At 57.6% G+C, this 21,640-nt stretch carries 19 protein-coding genes, 2 tRNA genes, 3 rRNA genes and 1 pseudogene; 14 read left to right on the top strand and 11 right to left on the bottom strand.

Annotated elements, in window-relative coordinates:
* Nucleotides 1-111: 111 nt before the first annotated feature.
* Nucleotides 112-570, bottom strand: a complete 459-nt coding sequence (locus J3P90_RS08045) for an SRPBCC family protein (RefSeq protein WP_434676077.1) — start codon at nt 568-570, stop codon at nt 112-114.
* A gap of 120 nt (nt 571-690) precedes the next feature.
* Between J3P90_RS08045 and J3P90_RS08040 the strand changes: the two genes are divergently transcribed.
* Complete coding sequence (locus tag J3P90_RS08040) at nt 691-1,092, top strand: lysozyme inhibitor LprI family protein (RefSeq protein WP_434606983.1); 402 nt, start codon at nt 691-693, stop codon at nt 1,090-1,092.
* Nucleotides 1,093-1,190: 98 nt separating this feature from the next.
* Here the strand turns inward: J3P90_RS08040 and rrf are convergent.
* From rrf to J3P90_RS08015, 5 genes are all read right to left on the bottom strand, one after another.
* Nucleotides 1,191-1,306, bottom strand: a 5S ribosomal RNA gene (gene rrf / locus J3P90_RS08035).
* 154 nt (nt 1,307-1,460) lie between these two features.
* Nucleotides 1,461-4,352, bottom strand: a 23S ribosomal RNA gene (locus J3P90_RS08030).
* A 241-nt stretch (nt 4,353-4,593) separates the two neighbouring features.
* Nucleotides 4,594-4,669 (bottom strand) — tRNA-Ala (locus tag J3P90_RS08025).
* 10 nt (nt 4,670-4,679) lie between these two features.
* Nucleotides 4,680-4,756: transfer RNA gene (locus J3P90_RS08020), tRNA-Ile, on the bottom strand.
* 123 nt (nt 4,757-4,879) lie between these two features.
* Nucleotides 4,880-6,418: ribosomal RNA gene (locus J3P90_RS08015) — 16S ribosomal RNA — on the bottom strand.
* Together the 16S, 23S and 5S rRNA genes with 2 tRNA genes alongside form the textbook arrangement of a ribosomal RNA operon.
* Before the next feature lie 682 nt (nt 6,419-7,100).
* Here J3P90_RS08015 and rhtA point away from each other — a divergent pair.
* Together rhtA and J3P90_RS08005 are read left to right on the top strand one after the other, a co-directional pair.
* Nucleotides 7,101-7,988: a threonine/homoserine exporter RhtA gene (gene rhtA, locus J3P90_RS08010; protein WP_420767268.1), complete on the top strand. Its 888-nt coding sequence runs from the start codon at nt 7,101-7,103 to the stop codon at nt 7,986-7,988.
* A 165-nt stretch (nt 7,989-8,153) separates the two neighbouring features.
* Nucleotides 8,154-8,435, top strand: a complete 282-nt coding sequence (locus J3P90_RS08005) for a hypothetical protein (protein ID WP_420767267.1) — start codon at nt 8,154-8,156, stop codon at nt 8,433-8,435.
* 8 nt (nt 8,436-8,443) lie between these two features.
* On the opposite strand, the gene J3P90_RS08000 is transcribed toward J3P90_RS08005, so the two are convergent.
* The gene (locus J3P90_RS08000; RefSeq protein WP_420767266.1) at nt 8,444-9,013 is read right to left on the bottom strand and encodes a TetR/AcrR family transcriptional regulator; all 570 of its coding nucleotides are present in this window, start codon (nt 9,011-9,013) and stop codon (nt 8,444-8,446) included.
* Between the two features lie 89 nt (nt 9,014-9,102).
* Here J3P90_RS08000 and J3P90_RS07995 point away from each other — a divergent pair, with 89 nt between their 5' ends.
* Nucleotides 9,103-9,831 carry an SDR family oxidoreductase gene (locus J3P90_RS07995; protein ID WP_434676076.1) on the top strand — a complete coding sequence of 243 codons (729 nt, stop codon included), beginning with the start codon at nt 9,103-9,105 and terminating at the stop codon, nt 9,829-9,831.
* A 31-nt stretch (nt 9,832-9,862) separates the two neighbouring features.
* Entirely contained in the window at nt 9,863-10,453 is a 591-nt protein-coding gene (locus J3P90_RS07990) for a 2-hydroxychromene-2-carboxylate isomerase (protein ID WP_434676075.1), read from the top strand.
* Nucleotides 10,454-10,463: 10 nt separating this feature from the next.
* Here J3P90_RS07990 and J3P90_RS07985 read toward each other — a convergent pair whose 3' ends face one another.
* The 4 genes from J3P90_RS07985 to J3P90_RS07970 form a co-directional block, all read right to left on the bottom strand.
* Nucleotides 10,464-12,272, bottom strand: coding sequence for an aminopeptidase P family protein (locus tag J3P90_RS07985; protein ID WP_434676074.1), 1,809 nt, complete (start codon nt 12,270-12,272; stop codon nt 10,464-10,466).
* A gap of 50 nt (nt 12,273-12,322) precedes the next feature.
* On the bottom strand, nt 12,323-13,489 hold the full coding sequence (locus tag J3P90_RS07980) for a cysteine desulfurase family protein (RefSeq protein WP_434676073.1): 1,167 nt from the start codon (nt 13,487-13,489) through the stop codon (nt 12,323-12,325).
* Between the two features lie 155 nt (nt 13,490-13,644).
* On the bottom strand, nt 13,645-14,265 hold the full coding sequence (locus J3P90_RS07975; RefSeq protein WP_420767261.1) for a LysE family translocator: 621 nt from the start codon (nt 14,263-14,265) through the stop codon (nt 13,645-13,647).
* A 98-nt stretch (nt 14,266-14,363) separates the two neighbouring features.
* Nucleotides 14,364-14,630 carry a hypothetical protein gene (locus J3P90_RS07970; protein WP_420767260.1) on the bottom strand — a complete coding sequence of 89 codons (267 nt, stop codon included), beginning with the start codon at nt 14,628-14,630 and terminating at the stop codon, nt 14,364-14,366.
* A 252-nt stretch (nt 14,631-14,882) separates the two neighbouring features.
* Between J3P90_RS07970 and soxR the strand changes: the two are divergent.
* The 9 genes and pseudogenes from soxR to J3P90_RS07925 form a co-directional block, all read left to right on the top strand.
* Nucleotides 14,883-15,242, top strand: a pseudogene (soxR, locus tag J3P90_RS07965) (redox-sensitive transcriptional activator SoxR); the annotation flags it as partial.
* A gap of 229 nt (nt 15,243-15,471) precedes the next feature.
* Nucleotides 15,472-16,686: a PepSY-associated TM helix domain-containing protein gene (locus tag J3P90_RS07960; RefSeq protein WP_420767259.1), complete on the top strand. Its 1,215-nt coding sequence runs from the start codon at nt 15,472-15,474 to the stop codon at nt 16,684-16,686.
* Entirely contained in the window at nt 16,683-17,225 is a 543-nt protein-coding gene (locus J3P90_RS07955; protein WP_434606995.1) for a thiamine pyrophosphate-binding protein, read from the top strand. Before J3P90_RS07960 ends, J3P90_RS07955 begins: the two co-directional genes overlap by 4 nt.
* Complete coding sequence (locus tag J3P90_RS07950) at nt 17,222-17,548, top strand: hypothetical protein (RefSeq protein ID WP_434676072.1); 327 nt, start codon at nt 17,222-17,224, stop codon at nt 17,546-17,548. The genes J3P90_RS07955 and J3P90_RS07950 overlap by 4 nt, the downstream gene beginning before the upstream one ends.
* Nucleotides 17,545-18,120: a DUF6162 family protein gene (locus J3P90_RS07945; protein ID WP_434676071.1), complete on the top strand. Its 576-nt coding sequence runs from the start codon at nt 17,545-17,547 to the stop codon at nt 18,118-18,120. Before J3P90_RS07950 ends, J3P90_RS07945 begins: the two co-directional genes overlap by 4 nt.
* 35 nt (nt 18,121-18,155) lie before the next feature.
* The gene (locus tag J3P90_RS07940; RefSeq protein WP_434648474.1) at nt 18,156-19,085 is read left to right on the top strand and encodes a metal ABC transporter substrate-binding protein; all 930 of its coding nucleotides are present in this window, start codon (nt 18,156-18,158) and stop codon (nt 19,083-19,085) included.
* Entirely contained in the window at nt 19,082-19,834 is a 753-nt protein-coding gene (locus J3P90_RS07935) for a metal ABC transporter ATP-binding protein (protein WP_434676070.1), read from the top strand. Before J3P90_RS07940 ends, J3P90_RS07935 begins: the two co-directional genes overlap by 4 nt.
* Complete coding sequence (locus J3P90_RS07930) at nt 19,834-20,733, top strand: metal ABC transporter permease (RefSeq protein ID WP_420767253.1); 900 nt, start codon at nt 19,834-19,836, stop codon at nt 20,731-20,733. The genes J3P90_RS07935 and J3P90_RS07930 overlap by 1 nt, the downstream gene beginning before the upstream one ends.
* Nucleotides 20,734-21,627, top strand: coding sequence for a metal ABC transporter substrate-binding protein (locus J3P90_RS07925; protein ID WP_434676069.1), 894 nt, complete (start codon nt 20,734-20,736; stop codon nt 21,625-21,627).
* The last annotated feature ends 13 nt before the right edge of the window (nt 21,628-21,640 follow it).

Below are 21,640 nucleotides of genomic sequence, written 5' to 3'. Positions count from 1 at the left end.
AAGTGAAATAGAGGATATAACTACCAAGCCGTGTAAGACATTCGCTATACCCTCCCCTCCGAATACCCTTAGTCAATCGGGCATCGGATCGATAAAGGCTTCGAAGCCATATCATGCCTTGCTCAGGAATTCCTCGATGTTGGCCATTTGCTCATCCCAACCCCGACTATCCATTCGAAAGGCCTTGAGTCGACGCGCTTCAGGAATACCGTTGAATCCCGACTCCACCACTCTCAACAACGTCCCCCCCTTAAAGTCTTCGAGTTCGAACTCCACCTGAGTCTCGGACTCTTGGGAGTAATCCGTCTGCGGCTCGATAGCGTAGGGATGCCAGCGAAACGAAAACACCCGCTCGGGTTCGACACGCTCCACCATCACATCCCAAACGAGGTGTTCGTAGCCCGGATAAGTAATCTGCCCTTGGGTGCGCTCTCCGGCGACAAACCGTTTCCCGTCGAGATTCACACCAAACCATTGGCCGAAGGTCTCAGCATCGGCCAGTGCGCGCCAAACCTGCGAACGGGGCGCCTTCAATAAGATCTTTCTTTCGATACGGTCAGGTAAATGCATGGGTCACCTCCTTGTTCAACACTAGGCTTGTAAGACCACGAGGCCAACCGGAAAGTTGTGTCAGCGCATTGTTTGGGTACACTCCCTCCGGCAGTTTTACCCGTCAAGGAGAGATTGATAATGTCCAAACGCTTGCTGCTGCCCCTTATTCCGCTGCTGTTCGTCAGCCCCGTCCAAGCTGATGATTGCGCAAACGCCACGACCCAGGGCGAGTTGAACCAGTGCGCAACCCAGGAAAACAGGGCCGCCGATAAAGAGTTGAACCGCTTGTACCAAAAAATCACAGCGCGCCTGAAGGATAACGCTGCGGCCAAACAATTGTTGGTCAAGGCACAGCGCGCCTGGATTGACTTCCGTGACGCTGAATGTAGCTTTTCGGCGTCCGGTGTCGAAGGCGGAAGCGTCCATCCCATGATCCACAATGAGTGCATCACGACGCTGACCAAGGCGCGGATTGACGCGTTCAACACCTATCTCAGCTGCAAAGAAGGGGACCTGAGCTGTCCGGTGCCTGAAGCTTGATTGAGGACAATGAGAGGGATGACAAGCCATCCGGTTTTAATCCAAGCGCAAAAACAAAACCCCTACCTGCATCAGCAGATAGGGGTTTCGGAATTTAATCTTGACGATGACCTACTCTCACATGGGGAAACCCCACACTACCATCGGCGATGCATCGTTTCACTTCTGAGTTCGGGATGGGATCAGGTGGTTCCAATGCTCTATGGTCGTCAAGAAATTCGGTAGCCAGCGCGTGCCTTGCGGTCACGTTCCAGCGAATGGGTATGTGATAGCGTGTTGCTTGTGAGTATCTCGAACTTTCGGTTCGTTTCGTCTTCACAACACCGCAATCTGGCCTCTTTCGAGTCTACAAATTGCTTGGGTGTTATATGGTCAAGCCTCACGGGCAATTAGTACAGGTTAGCTCAACGCCTCACAGCGCTTACACACCCTGCCTATCAACGTCGTAGTCTTCGACGGCCCTTCAGGGAGCTCAAGGCTCCAGTGAGATCTCATCTTGAGGCAAGTTTCCCGCTTAGATGCTTTCAGCGGTTATCTTTTCCGAACATAGCTACCCGGCAATGCCACTGGCGTGACAACCGGAACACCAGAGGTTCGTCCACTCCGGTCCTCTCGTACTAGGAGCAGCCCCTCTCAAATCTCAAACGTCCACGGCAGATAGGGACCGAACTGTCTCACGACGTTCTAAACCCAGCTCGCGTACCACTTTAAATGGCGAACAGCCATACCCTTGGGACCGGCTTCAGCCCCAGGATGTGATGAGCCGACATCGAGGTGCCAAACACCGCCGTCGATATGAACTCTTGGGCGGTATCAGCCTGTTATCCCCGGAGTACCTTTTATCCGTTGAGCGATGGCCCTTCCATACAGAACCACCGGATCACTAAGACCTACTTTCGTACCTGCTCGACGTGTCTGTCTCGCAGTCAAGCGCGCTTTTGCCTTTATACTCTACGACCGATTTCCGACCGGTCTGAGCGCACCTTCGTACTCCTCCGTTACTCTTTAGGAGGAGACCGCCCCAGTCAAACTACCCACCATACACTGTCCTCGATCCGGATAACGGACCTGAGTTAGAACCTCAAAGTTGCCAGGGTGGTATTTCAAGGATGGCTCCACGCAGACTGGCGTCCACGCTTCAAAGCCTCCCACCTATCCTACACAAGCAAATTCAAAGTCCAGTGCAAAGCTATAGTAAAGGTTCACGGGGTCTTTCCGTCTAGCCGCGGATACACTGCATCTTCACAGCGATTTCAATTTCACTGAGTCTCGGGTGGAGACAGCGCCGCCATCGTTACGCCATTCGTGCAGGTCGGAACTTACCCGACAAGGAATTTCGCTACCTTAGGACCGTTATAGTTACGGCCGCCGTTTACCGGGGCTTCGATCAAGAGCTTCGCGTTAGCTAACCCCATCAATTAACCTTCCGGCACCGGGCAGGCGTCACACCCTATACGTCCACTTTCGTGTTTGCAGAGTGCTGTGTTTTTAATAAACAGTCGCAGCGGCCTGGTATCTTCGACCGGCGTGGGCTTACGCAGCAAGTGCTTCACCCTCACCGGCGCACCTTCTCCCGAAGTTACGGTGCCATTTTGCCTAGTTCCTTCACCCGAGTTCTCTCAAGCGCCTTGGTATTCTCTACCCAACCACCTGTGTCGGTTTGGGGTACGGTTCCTGGTTACCTGAAGCTTAGAAGCTTTTCTTGGAAGCATGGCATCAACCACTTCGTCACCCAAAGGGCAACTCGTCATCAGCTCTCGGCCTTGAGATCCCGGATTTACCTAAGATCTCAGCCTACCACCTTAAACTTGGACAACCAACGCCAAGCTGGCCTAGCCTTCTCCGTCCCTCCATCGCAATAACCAGAAGTACAGGAATATTAACCTGTTTTCCATCGACTACGCTTTTCAGCCTCGCCTTAGGGACCGACTAACCCTGCGTCGATTAACGTTGCGCAGGAAACCTTGGTCTTTCGGCGTGGGTGTTTTTCACACCCATTGTCGTTACTCATGTCAGCATTCGCACTTCTGATACCTCCAGCAAGCTTCTCAACTCACCTTCACAGGCTTACAGAACGCTCCTCTACCGCATCACTTACGTGATACCCGTAGCTTCGGTGTATGGTTTGAGCCCCGTTACATCTTCCGCGCAGGCCGACTCGACTAGTGAGCTATTACGCTTTCTTTAAAGGGTGGCTGCTTCTAAGCCAACCTCCTAGCTGTCTAAGCCTTCCCACATCGTTTCCCACTTAACCATAACTTTGGGACCTTAGCTGACGGTCTGGGTTGTTTCCCTTTTCACGACGGACGTTAGCACCCGCCGTGTGTCTCCCATGCTCGGCACTTGTAGGTATTCGGAGTTTGCATCGGTTTGGTAAGTCGGGATGACCCCCTAGCCGAAACAGTGCTCTACCCCCTACAGTGATACATGAGGCGCTACCTAAATAGCTTTCGAGGAGAACCAGCTATCTCCGAGCTTGATTAGCCTTTCACTCCGATCCACAGGTCATCCGCTAACTTTTCAACGGTAGTCGGTTCGGTCCTCCAGTCAGTGTTACCTAACCTTCAACCTGCCCATGGATAGATCGCCCGGTTTCGGGTCTATTCCCAGCGACTAGACGCCCTATTAAGACTCGCTTTCGCTACGCCTCCCCTATTCGGTTAAGCTCGCCACTGAAAATAAGTCGCTGACCCATTATACAAAAGGTACGCAGTCACCCAACAAAGTGGGCTCCCACTGCTTGTACGCATACGGTTTCAGGATCTATTTCACTCCCCTCTCCGGGGTTCTTTTCGCCTTTCCCTCACGGTACTAGTTCACTATCGGTCAGTCAGTAGTATTTAGCCTTGGAGGATGGTCCCCCCATATTCAGACAAAGTTTCTCGTGCTCCGTCCTACTCGATTTCACTTCTAAGATCCTTTCGCGTACAGGGCTATCACCCACTATGGCCGCACTTTCCAGAGCGTTCCGCTAAAATCAAAGAAGCTTAAGGGCTAGTCCCCGTTCGCTCGCCACTACTAAGGGAATCTCGGTTGATTTCTTTTCCTCAGGGTACTTAGATGTTTCAGTTCCCCTGGTTCGCTTCTTGCACCTATGTATTCAGTACAAGATAACCATCTTATGATGGCTGGGTTCCCCCATTCAGACATCTCCGGATCACAGTCTGTTTGCCGACTCCCCGAAGCTTTTCGCAGGCTACCACGTCTTTCATCGCCTCTGACTGCCAAGGCATCCACCGTATGCGCTTCTTCACTTGACCATATAACCCCAAGCAATCTGGTTATACTGTGAAGACGACATTCGCCGAAAATTCGATCTGGCTCTAAGAGCCACTCACAAATTTTACCTTAGCCTGATCCGTTACCAGTGAAAGTAACGTTCAGTCTATCTTTCTATCACATACCCAAATTTTTAAAGAACGATCTAATCAAAAGACTAGAAATCAACATTCATCATCCAGCGGATGGAATGCTCATTTCTAAGCTTTCAGAAGCAGTTTATGGTGGAGCCAAGCGGGATCGAACCGCTGACCTCCTGCGTGCAAGGCAGGCGCTCTCCCAGCTGAGCTATGGCCCCATAACAAAATTGGTGGGTCTGGGCAGATTCGAACTGCCGACCTCACCCTTATCAGGGGTGCGCTCTAACCAACTGAGCTACAGACCCAATTTCGAGCTTGTAACTGTTAGCTGTGAGCTATCAGCTTGGAGCTTAAAGCTGCTTCTATCGTCTTCTTCAATGAATCAAGCAATTCGTGTGGGAGCTCATGGAGCCGCTGCTGTCGTCGATTAAGGAGGTGATCCAGCCGCAGGTTCCCCTACGGCTACCTTGTTACGACTTCACCCCAGTCATGAATCACACCGTGGTAACCGTCCTCCCGAAGGTTAGACTAGCTACTTCTGGTGCAACCCACTCCCATGGTGTGACGGGCGGTGTGTACAAGGCCCGGGAACGTATTCACCGCGACATTCTGATTCGCGATTACTAGCGATTCCGACTTCACGCAGTCGAGTTGCAGACTGCGATCCGGACTACGATCGGTTTTGTGGGATTAGCTCCACCTCGCGGCTTGGCAACCCTCTGTACCGACCATTGTAGCACGTGTGTAGCCCAGGCCGTAAGGGCCATGATGACTTGACGTCATCCCCACCTTCCTCCGGTTTGTCACCGGCAGTCTCCTTAGAGTGCCCACCATAACGTGCTGGTAACTAAGGACAAGGGTTGCGCTCGTTACGGGACTTAACCCAACATCTCACGACACGAGCTGACGACAGCCATGCAGCACCTGTCTCAATGCTCCCGAAGGCACCAATCCATCTCTGGAAAGTTCATTGGATGTCAAGGCCTGGTAAGGTTCTTCGCGTTGCTTCGAATTAAACCACATGCTCCACCGCTTGTGCGGGCCCCCGTCAATTCATTTGAGTTTTAACCTTGCGGCCGTACTCCCCAGGCGGTCAACTTAATGCGTTAGCTGCGCCACTAAGAGCTCAAGGCTCCCAACGGCTAGTTGACATCGTTTACGGCGTGGACTACCAGGGTATCTAATCCTGTTTGCTCCCCACGCTTTCGCACCTCAGTGTCAGTATCAGTCCAGGTGGTCGCCTTCGCCACTGGTGTTCCTTCCTATATCTACGCATTTCACCGCTACACAGGAAATTCCACCACCCTCTACCATACTCTAGCTCGACAGTTTTGAATGCAGTTCCCAGGTTGAGCCCGGGGATTTCACATCCAACTTAACGAACCACCTACGCGCGCTTTACGCCCAGTAATTCCGATTAACGCTTGCACCCTCTGTATTACCGCGGCTGCTGGCACAGAGTTAGCCGGTGCTTATTCTGTCGGTAACGTCAAAACACTAACGTATTAGGTTAATGCCCTTCCTCCCAACTTAAAGTGCTTTACAATCCGAAGACCTTCTTCACACACGCGGCATGGCTGGATCAGGCTTTCGCCCATTGTCCAATATTCCCCACTGCTGCCTCCCGTAGGAGTCTGGACCGTGTCTCAGTTCCAGTGTGACTGATCATCCTCTCAGACCAGTTACGGATCGTCGCCTTGGTGAGCCATTACCTCACCAACTAGCTAATCCGACCTAGGCTCATCTGATAGCGCAAGGCCCGAAGGTCCCCTGCTTTCTCCCGTAGGACGTATGCGGTATTAGCGTCCGTTTCCGAGCGTTATCCCCCACTACCAGGCAGATTCCTAGGCATTACTCACCCGTCCGCCGCTCGCCACCAGGTACAAGTACCCGTGCTGCCGCTCGACTTGCATGTGTTAGGCCTGCCGCCAGCGTTCAATCTGAGCCATGATCAAACTCTTCAGTTCAAACATCTTTGGGTTTTGAGAAAACCCTAAACTTGGCTCAGCAATCGTTGGTTACATCTTTGATTTCTCGCGGAGTAACTTGTGATGCTGATAATCTGTTGACTAGCAGTCTGACTCCACAAGCACCCACACGAATTGCTTGATTCAGTTGTTAAAGAGCGGCGGGTTGAGCCTTTCGTCTCAACCGAGGCGCGCATTCTACAGCGCCCCGTGTATCTGTCAAGCGGTTATTTTAAGAAGTTTTCAAAGTTTCGCTTGGAAATCCTTAACAACTTCAACCACTTGCGCTTTCGATCTCTCGTTAGCGGGAGGCGAATTCTACAGCGTTACTCGCTGCTGTCAACACCTCTTTTTTACCGCTTTCGACCGAGAAGATCGAACCGTCGATAGCGCCCAACAAACCGGCCTACCCACTCCTTCCGTGCTTCGATGAACTGAAGCGAAGCACTTACCGAAACTTGGTTAACTCATTGAAACTCAAGGAGTTTTCCGTTTCGACTGCGCCGGAAGTGGGGCGAATTATAGACATCCAGAATTTGCCGTCAACCGTTATTTTTTCCTTTCTTTATCTTTCCGGCTGAACGGGTCCAAACCCGCCTGATATATAGACTGCGCCGCTTGAAATGCGCACTATATTGCTCAAACCCGTTTCTCTTGCCCTTTTATTGGATGACACCCCGTAATGACTCCAGCCAATCGCAACCTGGTTTCTTCTTTATTCCCGGTTGCCTTGCTAATAATCGCGATGGCCTCGATCCAGTCTGGCGCGGCTCTTGCCAAAAGCATGTTCCCGGTAGTGGGCGCGCAAGGAACCACGACCCTGCGCCTTATCTTCGCCAGCATCATCATGTTGTTATTGCTACGCCCTTGGCGCGCCAAGCTCACCGCTCAATCCCTGCGCACGGTGATGGTCTACGGGATGGCGCTCGGCGGCATGAACTTCCTCTTCTATATGTCTCTTCGTAGCGTTCCGCTGGGCATTGCCGTGGCACTGGAATTCACCGGCCCGCTGGCGGTTGCAATCTACGCCTCGCGTCGGGCGATCGATTTCCTTTGGATCGCCTTGGCAGTGATCGGATTGCTGCTATTGATACCTACCGGGGCAGCCGACACCGGCATCGACTTGGTAGGTGCCGGTTACGCCCTGGGCGCAGGCGTGTGTTGGGCGCTATACATTCTGTTTGGCCAGAAGGCCGGCGCGGACAATGGCGTTCAGACCGCAGCATTGGGAGTCATGATAGCGGCTCTGTTTGTCGCCCCTATTGGTATTGTGCACGCCGGTGCCGCGCTGCTGACGCCGAGTCTGATTCCGGTCGCCATCGGGGTCGCCATCCTGTCCACAGCCCTGCCTTATACCTTGGAGATGATTTCCCTGACCCGGATTCCAGCCCGCACGTTCGGCACGCTAATGAGCGTCGAGCCCGCGATCGGCGCCTTGTCGGGATTTATCTTCCTTCAGGAATACCTGTCGCTGGCGCAGTGGGCCGCCATCACCTGCATCGTCCTTGCATCAGTCGGCGCGACACTGACGATGGGTGATACCGCAAAGCCCGCCATCGCAGCAGATTGAGCAGTTTTTATATAGCTCTGGTATTTACCGCACATTTAGGCCATGTTTAGCCCCGTAACCTAATGCCAGGCATGGATTTTTTTATACAGGACGTCATGAACGCTTCAAGCGAAAGCGAACACAGCCGTACGTAGACACAAGATCCACGACGGCATAAGGACGGGAATGAAACGAATCTTGATCTTGATCGCCGTGCTGGCAGTTGCGGGCTGCGCGGCGACATCGAAAACCGAAATGAAACGCGGTAAAAAGGGCCTTCACATCAATTGCTCCGGTCTGACTTCATCCTGGGACCAATGCGCCGCCACGGCGGCCAATTCATGCGCCCCCAAGAACTACAAGGTGATCGCCAAATCCGGTGATGCCGTCGAGGAACCGGGTGACTATCCCTTCGGGCTCAACCCCGCCGGGTATACCAGCCGCAGCATGATCGTCATCTGCAAATAATCAGCGGATCAGTCAAAGGGTCGCTCGGCGATTCGACGACTGATTTCCTCACGGCTGGATTTGAGGACATCGCGCTGAATCTCAGGCGATGCCAACATGCGTGCCACTACCAATGCCCCGACACATTGTGACAGGACCGCCCATGCCAGGCTGTCACTTCCCATTATCCGCGCCCAGCCTTCATGCAACCGGCAGATCCAAGTCTGTGCCGCCTCCCGTACCTGAATATCCGAGCGCGCGATCTCTGCCCCCAACACGGGCAAGGCACACCCCACCTCCGGTTGCTCCACATGGCTCATGCTCAAGTACTGCTTGAGGCAACGCTCCAGTTTCGTTGAGTCCATGATCCCATCGCCACTCAAGCGGTCCAGGCTGTGGGCCAGCTCTCGTTCGACAATCGCCCTGAAAAGCTCATCCTTGGATGAGAAATGGCTATAGAACGCGCCGCCGCTCAACCCGATCGCCTTCATCAGGCCATCAACGCCCACCGTTGCAAATCCGGATTTCTTAGCGGAGATAGCGCTGCTGGCGAGCAGTTTTTCGCGAGTTTCCATCTTGTGGTTGGCTGAATAACGCATCGTCCTGCCTCTGAATGCACACCTTGACGTTGGCCGGATCTTAACATAACGTCCGTTTAGTTAACGATCGTTTAGCAATGGGACGAACTATGAATAACAAGAAGGTCGTACTGGTTGTGGGTGCTGGCGATGCCACCGGCGGGGCAATAGCCAGGCGTTTCGCCCAGGAGGGTTTCGTTGCCTGCGTCACGCGTCGAAGCGCCGACAAGCTTGAGCCGTTAGTTAACAGCATTCGGGACGAGGGAGGTGATGCTCACGGTTTCGCCTGCGATGCGCGCAACGAAGATGAAGTCATCGGGCTGATCGAGCAAATTGAAGAACAGATCGGGCCAATCGAAGCTTTCATATTCAACATTGGCGCTAATGTGCCCTGCAGCATTCTGGAAGAGACGGCGCGCAAGTATTTCAAGATCTGGGAAATGGCTTGCTTCTCCGGCTTTCTCAATGCTCGGGAAGTGGCCAAGCGCATGGTCAAGCGCCAGCGCGGAACAATCCTGTTTACCGGAGCCACGGCCGGATTGCGCGGAGCGTCAGGGTTCGCCGCGTTTGCCGGGGCCAAGCATGGCGTGCGAGCTTTGGCGCAAAGCATGGCGCGCGAACTGGGCCCGATGAACGTCCATGTCGCTCACGTAATAGTGGACGGCGCCATCGACACGGCCTTCATTCGCGACAACTTCCCGGAAAAATATGCCACCAAGGACGAAGACGGCATTCTCGATCCGGAACACATTGCCGAAAATTACTGGTACTTGCATACCCAGCCCCGCGATGCCTGGACATTCGAGCTGGATCTGCGCCCCTGGAGCGAACGCTGGTAAGCCTCCCCCTCATAACAAAAAAGAGCAGCCCATGAGCAAATTCGTAGAGTTTTTCTTCGATCTCGGCAGCCCCACCACCTACTTGGCCTACACGCAGTTACCTGCGCTTTGCGCACAAGCGGACAGTGAGCTGATCTACCGCCCGATGTTGCTGGGGGGTGTCTTCAAGGCAACCGGCAACGCATCGCCTGTTACCGTACCGGCCAAAGGGCCTTATCTGTTCAAGGATCTGAATCGCTTTGCTACCCGTTATGGCGTTGAGTTCAAGCTCAACCCCTATTTCCCAATCAACACGTTGCTGTTGATGCGCGCCGTAACCGGGATGCAATTGCGCCACCCAGACCGATTCGAGACCTTTATCGATTGCCTGTTCCGCGCCCTTTGGATTGACGCCCGAAATCTCAACGATCCAGCGACAGTTGCGGCGGTTCTGGAAGACGGCGGTTTTGATCCTGGGTATGTACTGGCCTTGACCTCTGATCAACAGGTCAAGGACCAGCTCAAAAACTCCACCGAAGAAGCGATCCGCAGAGGCGTGTTTGGCGCGCCGAGCATGTTTGTAGGCAACGAGCTGTTCTTCGGCCAGGATCGGCTGGACTTCGTCCGTGAAGCCCTAGCCTGACCTTTTTGCATCAGATCGCCGCTGTCCGGGTGTTCAACCATTGCAGCGCATCGCCTTGCAGCAATGGGCTCAACCGACGCTGAACCTCGGCGTGGTAGGCGTTGAACCAGTCCCTTTCATCCTGGGTCAGCAACGCTGGCTCAAGGCAACGGGTATCGATCGGGCACAGCGTCAGGGTTTCGAAGGACAGGAACTCACCGAACTCGCTACTGCCTGCCTCGCGGTTGAGGACCAGGTTCTCGATGCGCACACCCCAGCGACCCGGGCGATAAGTGCCCGGTTCGATGGACGTGATCATACCCGGCTGCATCGCGGTTTGTGGCGCGGCAGCGGCTTGATAGGCAATGACTTGTGGCCCCTCGTGCACGTTCAGGAAATAACCGACGCCATGGCCAGTCCCATGACCGTAATCCACCTGCTCGGCCCAGATTGGCGCGCGGGCGATGGCATCGAGCAAAGGCGATAGAATGCCCCGGGGAAATTTGGCCCGCGATAACGCGATCACACCTTTGAGGACTCGGGTGCAATCACGCTTCTGCTCCGGCGTTGGCGTTCCGACCGGTACCATGCGTGTGATGTCCGTGGTACCGCCGAGATACTGGCCACCCGAATCGATCAACAACAGGCCATCGCCTTCGATAACGGCGTGCGCTTCTTCCGTGGCGTGGTAGTGGGGCATTGCGCCATTGGCATTGAAGGCCGCGATGGTATTGAAGCTCAGGGAGACGAAATCCGGCCGGCGTTTGCGTGCCGCGGTCAGATGTTCATCGATAGTCAGCTCGGTGATGCGCTCGCGGCCCCAGGCGCTTTCCAGCCAGGCGAAGAATTCGCAGAGCGCCGCACCGTCCTGTTCCATTGCCTGGCGGATATGCTCGGCATCCGCCGAGGTTTTGCGGGATTTGGCCAGGGTCGTGGGGTTGAGACCTTCGACCAGCTTGACGCCACTGTCCAGGTTATCCAGCAAGCCGACCGTGACCCGCGCCGGATCGATCTGCAGGCTCGCACCGCTTGGCACTTCACGCAGCGCGGCCGCGGCTTCGCTGTAATCGCGCAGCGTCACGCCATCCTGTTCAAGAGTGGCACGCAATGGCGCACCGACTTTGTCCAAGGCTACGAACAACGTCGCCTGTTGTTGGCCAATCAACGCGAAGGAGACAAACACCGGGTTGAACGACACATCCGCGCCACGCAAATTGAACAGCCAGGCAATGTCATCCAGGGTCGCAATGAAATGCCAATCGGCACCGCGTTCCTTGAGGGATTCGCGCAGTTTGGCAAGCTTCTCTACACGACTCACCGTGGCTTGGGGTGGCAGGTGGGCGTAGACGGGCTGATCCGGAAGGGCTGGACGATCGGTCCAGATCTTATGCAGCAGGTCGACGTCGGTACGCAACCGCGCGCCGCGCGATTCAAGCTTACTGCTCAGCGTGCGGGCCGACGCAACGGCCATGACTGCACCGTCGACCGCCACAACACCACCCTCGGGTGTTTGTTCACCCAGCCAGTCCAATGGGCCGGGCTGACCTGGCATGAGCTTGACCAACTCGATCCCACTGCCCTCCAGTTCCTTCGTGGCCTGTTCCCAGTATCGACTGTCGGCCCAGACCCCGGCGAATTCCCCCGTCACGATCAAGGTGCCGACCGATCCATGGAAACCGGACAACCACTGACGCCCTTGCCAATAGCCTGGCAGATATTCGGACAGATGCGGATCGGCCGACGGGACCAGCAGCGCATGAATGCCCTCCTCGCTCATCAACTGGCGAATTCGGGCCAGGCGCTGGGGCACCTCTCCTGGGGTCAAAGGCTCGGTACTCATTATTACTCCTGCTAATCGATTTTATTGTTCGTTGCAAAAGGTCGGTCGGTTCAAGGGGTCGTCGCCCAAAACGCCGGCGCAGCAGCGCAGGCTTCCTTGATAACCCGCACCGCCTCATCAATATCCTGTTCGCTGGTGAAACGCCCCAGGCTCAAGCGGATAGTCCGCCCGGCCGCACGTGCATCATGCCCCAGGGCCAGCAGGACATGGGAGGGGCTGTTCTGCGCTGAATTGCAGGCCGAAGTAGCCGAAAATGCAATCGACGCACCCAATGTCGCCGAGTTGAATTCACCTTCGTTGAACGTCAGGCTCAACGTGTGGGGAATACGGCAGCTCGCACTACCATTGATACATACGCCGGGTAATGCCAACAGCGGCTCGAGCAAACGATTGCGCAACCGGGCGATCTGGGCAAGCTCCTGATCGAACGACTGCGCCGCCAGCTCGAACGCAGCGCCCATGGCTGCAATCTGATGGGTCGCCAGGGTGCCGGAGCGCAAACCACCTTCGTGGCCTCCGCCATGAATCTGTGCCGATACCCGAGGCCGCGCACGGCCGCCAACATATAGCGCGCCGATACCCTTGGGTCCGTAGATCTTATGCGCGGAAAAGGACATCAGGTCCACCGGCCACCGGGCCAGGTCGATGCCCACCTTTCCCGCCCCTTGGGCGGCGTCCATGTGGAACAGCGCGCCGTGCTCGCGAACGATCTCACCGATGGCAACGGCGTCGTTGACGGTTCCCAACTCATTGTTCACCAGCATCAGCGACACGAGGAACGTGTCTTCGCGCAGGGCCTCGCGAACCGCGCGCGCAGTGATCAGGCCATCGGCGTCTGGCGCCAGCCAAGTCACCTCGACGCCACTTTGCTCTAGTTGCCTGACCGTATCGAGAACCGCCTTGTGTTCGATCAGGCTGGTAATGACATGCCCACCGCCGGCACCGCGCGCCTGCGCCACGCCCTTCAAGGCAAGGTTATTGGATTCGGTGGCACCGGAGGTCCAGATGATTTGATCGGCTCGAGCGCCAACCAACCGGGCCACCTGCTGGCGTGCCTGCTCCACGGTTTGTCGTGCCTCCTGGCCGAACGCATGGGAGCTGGAGGCTGGGTTGCCAAAGTTACCGTCGAAGCCCAGGCATTGGATCATGACCTGGATAACCCGCTCATCCACCGGCGTGGTGGCGGCGTAATCGAAATACAAAGGACGCTTATTCATAAGGAAACTCGCAGAGCCGGTTCCAAGACCAGGGTGCCCTCGTTGGATTCGAGACAAGCATTACCTGATCAAGACCTTTAAAGAAGTCGGACTTCATTTATAAGTGCGTAGGAACGCTCCTGGAACAGCGAGCTTAGCAGGCATCGCGCCGAAGCTCAGCCCTCACTCATGCTTTCGAGCAATAACGGATACAGCGACGCGACCAACAGCAGCGCCATGCCCCAGTTGAACAGGCGCAACCATCGACGATCACGCAACAGGTTTCGCAACAGGCTGCCACAAACGACCCAAAGGCTGACGCTTGGCAGATTGATCAAGGCAAACACCGCCGCGATCACTACCACATTGAAAAAGTAGCCTTGCAGCGGTGTATAGGTGCTGATTGCACCGATGGCCATGATCCAGGCCTTGGGGTTGACCCATTGGAACGCCGCCGCGCCCCAGTAACCGATCGGCTTGTTGTTGCCCGTTGAGCTGTCCGAGACCGGGCCGGAATGGGCGATTTTCCATGCCAGGTACATGAGATACGCCGCGCCTATGTAGCGCAACACGGTGTACAGCAATGGATAAGTCTGGAACACCGCGCCCAGGCCAAGGCCCACCGCCAGCACCAGGGAAAAAAAGCCGCAGGTGATGCCCAGCATGTGAGGGATCGTACGGCTGAAACCGAAATTGACACCCGAGGCCAGCAACATGGTGTTGTTGGGGCCTGGTGTGATCGAGGTCACCAGGGCAAACAGGGCGAAGCCCAGCAGCAGGTCAAGCGAGAGCGTCATGGCAGGTCAATCCGTTGGGGCAGTCAAATGATGACCCTACCCCACGTCCCGGCACGCGCCCATGGACAGTTAGGCAAAACTTCGAGCGGTACAGTCCTTCAGCTTGGTCGGCCAGGCAGTTGAACGGTCCGTTCGGCATTCATTTCGCCACGCTCGTCGAAACCGGTATTTTTCTGCGACGGTCCCAGCAATTCGGCTTTCTTCGCGTGATATTCCTCAAAAGAAAGGCCTCGGCGATTCAGCGCTTCGAGGGCCAGCTCACGAGTTTCCTCAGCTGTGTAAGGACGCAGCTCCGGAGACGACGAGGCGCAACCGCTCAATACGGTGACGGCCAACAGTAGCAAGACAGCAAGGATACGGTTCATGGCGGGCGTCCAATGTTCTGTAGTGGGGCGATGAACAAAGGCTACCCGCCAGCATGGAACGGCAAAAATCAACGGTTTCGATAGTGGGTATCGCCCTCTCGTATCTCTCGTTGCGCTTGGCTGACCCAGGGGCAATGCAGAGCGCCGTCCAGGCTGCGCTCGATAATGCGCAGTAGCTGAAATGAGCCGAACGTCACCGCTTTGGCCCGATGCTTGTGAACCAGCCACCAGAAATTCCCCTCGCCATCTGAAATGACGATTCCTATAAACCTCCACAAGGAGCCCACCGTTGGCCACGTCGCCGCCCGCAGCGGCGTAGCGGTCACGGCGCTGCACTTCTATGAGACCAAGGGGCTGATCAGAAGCACCCGCAACCAGGGCAATCAACGTCGCTACCCTCGGGAAGTGCTACGGCGGGTGGCGCTGATCAAAGTCGCCCAGCGCCTGGGCATTCCCTTGGCGGAGATTGGCGAGGCGCTGAAGAATCTGCCGGAGGATCGCGCTCCGACAGCAGCCGACTGGCAGACCTTGTCGGCGCAGTGGAGCCGGAATCTGGATGAGCGCATCAATCAACTGATCGCTCTGCGCGACCGACTGAACGGCTGCATCGGTTATGTGTGATCGTCCGGGAGCTTGATGGCTCGCCACCCAAACACCAAACCACGCTTATCGCTAACGCGAAACATTTTCTTTCAACTTACTCTTCAGGATTTGAGTGTCTCGTTCGTCTTAATTAGATGCAGCAGGCCGCGTCGGCAAAAGCCACGGCCTGCTTTTCCAGGGTTCAGGCCGTTGCGAAGCCCGCGACACGGAACCTTCCATCGAATCAAGACGTTCAATCATGTCGAAGAAGTCCCGCTCCAAACTCTGGTTTCTCGTTCATAGTTGGTTGGCGTTGCCCATCTGGTTTTTTGTCCTGATCGTCTGCGTCACCGGCACTCTGGCGGTGGTCAGCCAGGAGATCGTCTGGCTGGTCAATCCTGAGATGCGCGCCAGCAAGCCCAGCGATGACGCCCCGTTGCTCAGCTATGACCAGGTCATGGCCGCCATCAAGCAAGCCCAGCCGCTGACACAAGTGCAAAGTATCGTGCGTCCGGATGAGTCGCATTTTGCCCTTGAAGCCAAAGTCACCTACCCCGACGGCCGCCCGGACACCGTCTACGTCAATCCCTACAGCGGCGTCATCCAGGGATCGGCCCCGGCGTTCAATTTCAGGGCTTTTACCCGCGCCCTGCATGGATGGTGGCTGGTGCCGTTCACCAACGGCTACAGCTGGGGCTGGTACCTGGTGTCTCTCCTCGGCCTGCCGATGCTGGCATCACTGGTTACCGGGCTTGTCGTCTACAAACGCTTCTGGAAAGGTTTCCTGCGCCCGACCTTGCGTATCCGTCACGGCGCGCGGATTTTCTGGGGCGATTTCCATCGGCTCAGCGGTATCTGGTCGATCTGGTTCATCGCGGTCATTTCCGTGACCGGCACCTGGTTCCTGATCGAAGCCACACTGGCCGACAACGGCATCTCCATCTCCAGCGCGCCGGTCGTCCCGGTCGTGGCTCGTGAAAGCGTTCCACTGTCAGCCGATGGTATTGCTCCACCACGATTGAACCTGGACCGAGCCATCGAGATCGCCCGGCAGCAAATCCCGGGGTTGGACGCGAGTTTTGTCAGCCTACCCGGCAATGCCTACAGCCACGTCGAAATCGGCGGGCGCGGCTGGTATCCATTGATGTTCCAGACCGCGACCATCAATCCCTACAGCGGCGAGGTGGACGCCACGCGATTGTTGGCGGACCGCACGCCCCTGGAGTTCGTCACCGAATCCATGCGGCCATTGCACACCGGGGACTTCGGCGGCCTCTGGATCAAGCTCATCTGGTTTTTCTTCGGTCTGATCCTGAGCATGATGGTCCTCAGTGGGTTGCTGATCTGGACCAAACGCACCGCCCTGGCCACTGCCAACGCCGTCAAGCGCAGCCAGAAACCTGCCCGGCCCGCCCGGATCGCCCCCCCATTGCAACCCTCCCTCCACCGTGACTCGCCGGAGGGCAGCCTGTGAATCCGTCCACCACAACCCTGCCACCCTCTCGCCTGGGCCGGTTCTGGCATAAATGGCGTTTCCATCTCAATGTGCTGTTGCTGCTGATTCCCCTGGGCTTCATGCCCAAGTATTTCTCGGAAGCTGCGTTGTTCCGTGGCGACGGCGGGCTCGGAGAGCGGGAAGTCGGTGAGATCCAGGTCGGGCCGTGGAGCTTGCGCCTGGCGGAATTTCGCAACGAAGCCCCTCGTACCCAGGGTCCCGCCGGCCCCATGAAGCACTTCAATGCCGCGCTGTGCCAACGCTGCATCAGCCAGGTGAAAGCCACCTATCTGCGCATTGGCAAGCCCCGCAGCCTGCGGGCCGCCGGGGTGATTTTCTTTGGCTCGCCCTATCGCATGGGCGCGTTGTTGCCAGTCCCGCCGAAGACCCAGCCCGATGCCGAACTGTGGATAACCCTCGAGGGTTGGGACGGTTCGATGCACCAGGCCTCGATTCCACTGAACCAGGCCTCCCCGGCCACCGTTGCCTGGCTGAAAACCCAAGGAGCCCGACCATGACCCTCCGCGCCTTCCTCAACAGCATGGCATTGCTCCTTTGCGCAAGCTTGAGCACTAGCGCACTGGCCCATAACCCAATGTGCAAGTGCAAGGCCATCGACGCCGAGCAGATCCAATGCACCGGCGGTTTTTCCGACGGCAGCGGTGCACCCGGAGTGACGCTGGACGTGATTGGCTATGACGAAACCATCCTCGTACCCGGCAAGCTCGGCGCCGACTCAACGCTGACCTTCAAGAAACCGGACGCCGAGTTCTACGTACTCTTCGACGCCGGCCCCGGGCACGTCGTGGAAATCGACCAAGCCGACATCGAGGCCCCATGAGCACACCTACCCTCCACGTCGTTCGCCCCGCTGGCGCGGGCCACGAAACCCTTTATGTCTTGCTGCTGTGCCTGATCATCGTATTGGGAGCCGGGTCGGTGGTGGCCTGGCATGGCGAAACCCAGGACGTCACTCCCGTGCAAAGCAACCAGTTGGATGCCCGTCGCGACCTCAGCGCCGCCGAGCAAGGCATCTATGCCGACCTGCGGGTCACGCTGGACGAGATCCGCATTCTGCGCGAAAGCGAGCTAGCCCTTCCCGGCCCGCAAGCGTTGGCGGACGAAGGTTTTGCCCCGTTCGCCCAAGATGCCAGTTCTGTCACCCGCGGCGGCCACGCCTGGCAACTGCTGGGTGAAAAAGCCTACTTTGGCGCGAGTGCTACCCCGTCAATCGCAGGCTCCTTTCTGATGCGCATCAGCGAAACATCCGACGCGCCCCCGGACATCTGGCTCAACCGCAGCAATCCTGCGACCGCCCCTGCCGTGTTGGACGACGCTGCTTTGTCCGCATCCGGCTGGCAACAGATCGTCGCGCAATTCGATGCCGGCGTGACCCGCCAGCACCGGCATTGACCCCTCGCCCTCATCCAAGAGAAGACCGCTTGCCCATGTCTATCGCCTCTCCACGCCGCCCGTTCCTGTGCCTGCTGTTGCTTGGCCTGCTGGCCTGCCTGCTCGCCCCGATGGCCAGCGCCGAAACGTCCAAGCGCCTGCGCATCGGCATCACCTTGCACCCTTACTACAGTTACGTGGCGAACATCGTCGGTGACAAGGCCGAAGTGGTGCCGTTGATCCCGGCCGGATTCAATCCCCACGCCTATGAACCCAGGGCCGAAGACATCAAGCGCATCAGCGGTCTGGATGTGATCGTGCTCAACGGCGTCGGCCATGACGATTTTGCCGACCGCATGATCGCCGCCAGCGAAACACCAGACGTGAAGGTCATCGAAGCCAACGAAAACGTGCCCTTGCTGGCCGCCACCGGCACTGCCGCCAGGGGCGCGGGCAAAGTCGTCAACCCGCATACGTTCCTGTCCATCAGCGCGTCCATTGCCCAGGTCAACAACATCGCCCGAGAGCTGGGCAAGCTCGACCCCGATAACGCCAAGACCTACACGCAAAACGCTCGCGCCTACGGCAAGCGCCTGCGGCAGATGCGTGCCGACGCCCTGGCCAAGCTGACCCAGGCGCCGAACGCCGAGTTGCGGGTCGCGACTGTACATGCCGCCTACGATTACCTGCTGCGCGAGTTCGGCCTGGAAGTGACCGCCGTGGTCGAGCCGGCCCACGGTATCGAGCCGAGCCCCAGCCAGTTGAAAAAGACCATCGATCAGTTGCGCGAACTGGATGTGAAAGTGATCTTTTCGGAGATGGATTTTCCCTCCACCTACGTCGACACCATCCAACGTGAATCAGGCGTAAAGCTGTACCCGCTTTCGCACATTTCCTACGGTGAATACAGCGCCGGGAAATACGAAAAGGAGATGACCGGCAACCTCGACACCGTGGTCCGGGCGATCCAGGAGTCCGGCGCATGACCGTGCAGCAAACCCTTATCCAGCCAAAGGCCGGCCCGCTGATCGAGTTCATCGACATCAGCCTCGAGCTGGGGCGCACCACGATTCTCGACAACGTGGGCTTGCAGATACAACCTGGCAGCATCCATGCCCTGGTCGGCCCCAACGGCGGCGGCAAGAGTTCCCTGATCAAGACCCTGCTCGGACAAATGCCGCACAAGGGGCGCCTGAGCTTGCAGTGGCCAGGTGAGCCCGGCGTCATCGGCTATGTGCCCCAGGCCCTTGAGTTCGATCGTGGCCTGCCCATGACGGTGGACGATTTCATGGCCGCGATGTGTCAACGGCGCCCGGCCTTTCTCGGCTTGAGCAAGCATTACACCGGTGCCATCGGCCAGGCCCTGGAGCGGGTCGGCATGCAGGATAAGCGCAAGCGCCGGATGGGCGCGCTGTCCGGCGGTGAGCGCCAGCGGGTATTGCTCGCCCAGGGCTTGATCCCTTCGCCGCAACTGCTGGTGCTGGACGAACCGATGTCAGCCCTCGACGAGGCCGGCATCCAGGTGTTCGAGCGGTTGCTGCAGGACTGGCGCCAGGCCGGGATCACCGTGCTGTGGATCGAGCATGACCTGGAAGCCGTCGGGCGGCTGGCCGACCGGGTCACGGGCCTCAATCGCCGGGTACTGTTCGACGGCCCGCCACGCCAGACCCTGACCCCGGAGCGACTGCTCACGCTGTTTTCCACCCATCCACGCACTAACGGGAGCGCGGCCTGATGAGTTACGAAGCCTTTCGCTTGATGGTCCAGGGCTGGGCCTCGTCCGGCTATCTGCCGGAAGCGCTGGCCTATGGGTTTGTGGTCAACGCATTGTTGGCCGGGTTGTTGATCGGCCCGGTGCTTGGCGGCCTCGGTACGCTGGTGGTGGTCAAGCGCTTCGCGTTTTTTTCCGAAGCCGTGGGCCATGCGGCGCTGACTGGCGTGGCCGTCGGCATCCTGCTCGGCGAACCCTACACCGGGCCGTACGGAAGCCTGTTCGGCTATTGCCTGCTGTTCGGCATCCTGCTCAATTACCTGCGCAACCGAACCGGCCTGTCACCGGACACCCTGATTGGCGTCTTCCTTTCGGTGTCCCTGGCCCTGGGTGCAAGCCTGCTGTTGATCCTGGCGGGCAAGATCAACGTACACATCTTGGAGAACGTGCTGTTCGGTTCCGTGCTGACGGTCAACGGCAACGACCTGCTGGTGCTGGCGGTGGTCGGTTCACTGGTGATGGCGCTGGCGTTGCCACTGTACAACCGCATCATGCTCGCCAGCTTCAATCCGCAACTGGCGGCGGTGCGCGGGGTGGCGGTCAAGGCCCTGGACTACCTGTTCGTGATCTTGGTGACATTGATTACCGTGGCGGCGGTGAAAGTCATTGGCGCCATTCTGGTGGGGGCGCTGCTGGTAATCCCGGCGGCTGCCGCGCGCCTGCTCAGCCAATCGTTGAAAGGCTTCTTCTGGTGTTCGGTACTGATCGCCACCGTCAGCACGTTGTGCGGGATTCTCGCGCCGATCGTCTTCGACCTGCCGATCCCGTCCGGTGCCGCGATCATTCTGGTGGCCGGCATCGCCTTCGCCCTGAGCGCCATCGCCCGTGGCGTCGTCCCCAGCCTCAAAGGGAATCTTGGATAAATGGTTTTTTCATTGCGACAACTGACCCTGGCCGTCGCGTTGTGCGGCGTGGCCGTCACTTCATCATTCGCCGCCGAAAAGGTCCGTCTGCTGGCGTCGTTGCCGGTCACCTACGGGTTGGGCGAGGCCTTGCTCAAGGGCACCGAGGTCAGCCTGGAGCGGGCCGCGCCCGCCAATCTGCCTGGCACCCGTCAGAATGCCTATTTCAGCGGCCGTGGCGCGCCGGCCCTGGGCAAACTGGCCAGCGATGCCGATGCCGTGATCGGCCTGCGCTCGTTATGGCCGGACGATCCGCTGTACCCCATGGCCCGACGCAGCAACATCCGCATCGTCGAAGTCGACGCGGCCCGCCCGGTGGACGGCGCCCTGCCCGGTATCGCCGTGCAACCGGGGATGGCTGACGGTTTGGCGAGCCAGCCATGGATGGCCAGCCCCAACCTGGGGCGGATGGCCGACGTGATCGCCGCCGACCTGGTGCGCCTGGCCCCAAACGACAAAGCGAAAATCGACGCCAACCTGGCGGCCCTCAAGCAACGCCTGCTCAAGCTCAGCGCCGACAGCGAAAAACGTCTCGCCAGTGCCGATAACCTGAGCGTAGTCAGCCTGAGCGAGCATTTTGGTTACTTGATCAGCGGGTTGAATCTGGATGGCATCAGTACTGACGCCCGGCCCGACGCCGAGTGGACGCCCGAGGCCTTGAAGCAATTGATCACAACGTTGAAAGACAATGACGTGGCGCTGGTGCTGCATCATCGCCAGCCGTCGGAAGCTGTGAAAGCGGCCATTACCGAGGGCGGCAGTCAGTTGCTGGTACTGAGCACCGATGGCGCCGACCCGGTGGCGGAGTTGGAAACTAATGTGGGGGTGGTCGTCACGGCATTGATGGGAGGCTAACCACAGCCACGAT

The organism is Pseudomonas sp. D3-10 (assembly GCF_051132175.1).
Classification (GTDB): Bacteria; Pseudomonadota; Gammaproteobacteria; order Pseudomonadales; family Pseudomonadaceae; genus Aquipseudomonas.
The sequence above is the reverse complement of the archived record's forward strand: the minus strand, read 5'-3'. Positions and strand labels throughout refer to the sequence as shown.

Excerpts from the sequence above, each read along its gene's own strand:
- J3P90_RS08045 (WP_434676077.1), bottom strand. The coding sequence starts at position 570 with ATGCATTTACCTGACCGTATCGAAAGAAAGATCTTATTGAAGGCGCCC.
- J3P90_RS08040 (WP_434606983.1), top strand. The coding sequence starts at position 691 with ATGTCCAAACGCTTGCTGCTGCCCCTTATTCCGCTGCTGTTCGTCAGC.
- rhtA (WP_420767268.1), top strand. The coding sequence starts at position 7,101 with ATGACTCCAGCCAATCGCAACCTGGTTTCTTCTTTATTCCCGGTTGCC.
- J3P90_RS08005 (WP_420767267.1), top strand. The coding sequence starts at position 8,154 with ATGAAACGAATCTTGATCTTGATCGCCGTGCTGGCAGTTGCGGGCTGC.
- J3P90_RS08000 (WP_420767266.1), bottom strand. The coding sequence starts at position 9,013 with ATGCGTTATTCAGCCAACCACAAGATGGAAACTCGCGAAAAACTGCTC.
- J3P90_RS07995 (WP_434676076.1), top strand. The coding sequence starts at position 9,103 with ATGAATAACAAGAAGGTCGTACTGGTTGTGGGTGCTGGCGATGCCACC.
- J3P90_RS07990 (WP_434676075.1), top strand. The coding sequence starts at position 9,863 with ATGAGCAAATTCGTAGAGTTTTTCTTCGATCTCGGCAGCCCCACCACC.
- J3P90_RS07985 (WP_434676074.1), bottom strand. The coding sequence starts at position 12,272 with ATGAGTACCGAGCCTTTGACCCCAGGAGAGGTGCCCCAGCGCCTGGCC.
- J3P90_RS07980 (WP_434676073.1), bottom strand. The coding sequence starts at position 13,489 with ATGAATAAGCGTCCTTTGTATTTCGATTACGCCGCCACCACGCCGGTG.
- J3P90_RS07975 (WP_420767261.1), bottom strand. The coding sequence starts at position 14,265 with ATGACGCTCTCGCTTGACCTGCTGCTGGGCTTCGCCCTGTTTGCCCTG.
- J3P90_RS07970 (WP_420767260.1), bottom strand. The coding sequence starts at position 14,630 with ATGAACCGTATCCTTGCTGTCTTGCTACTGTTGGCCGTCACCGTATTG.
- J3P90_RS07960 (WP_420767259.1), top strand. The coding sequence starts at position 15,472 with ATGTCGAAGAAGTCCCGCTCCAAACTCTGGTTTCTCGTTCATAGTTGG.
- J3P90_RS07950 (WP_434676072.1), top strand. The coding sequence starts at position 17,222 with ATGACCCTCCGCGCCTTCCTCAACAGCATGGCATTGCTCCTTTGCGCA.
- J3P90_RS07945 (WP_434676071.1), top strand. The coding sequence starts at position 17,545 with ATGAGCACACCTACCCTCCACGTCGTTCGCCCCGCTGGCGCGGGCCAC.
- J3P90_RS07940 (WP_434648474.1), top strand. The coding sequence starts at position 18,156 with ATGTCTATCGCCTCTCCACGCCGCCCGTTCCTGTGCCTGCTGTTGCTT.
- J3P90_RS07935 (WP_434676070.1), top strand. The coding sequence starts at position 19,082 with ATGACCGTGCAGCAAACCCTTATCCAGCCAAAGGCCGGCCCGCTGATC.
- J3P90_RS07930 (WP_420767253.1), top strand. The coding sequence starts at position 19,834 with ATGAGTTACGAAGCCTTTCGCTTGATGGTCCAGGGCTGGGCCTCGTCC.
- J3P90_RS07925 (WP_434676069.1), top strand. The coding sequence starts at position 20,734 with ATGGTTTTTTCATTGCGACAACTGACCCTGGCCGTCGCGTTGTGCGGC.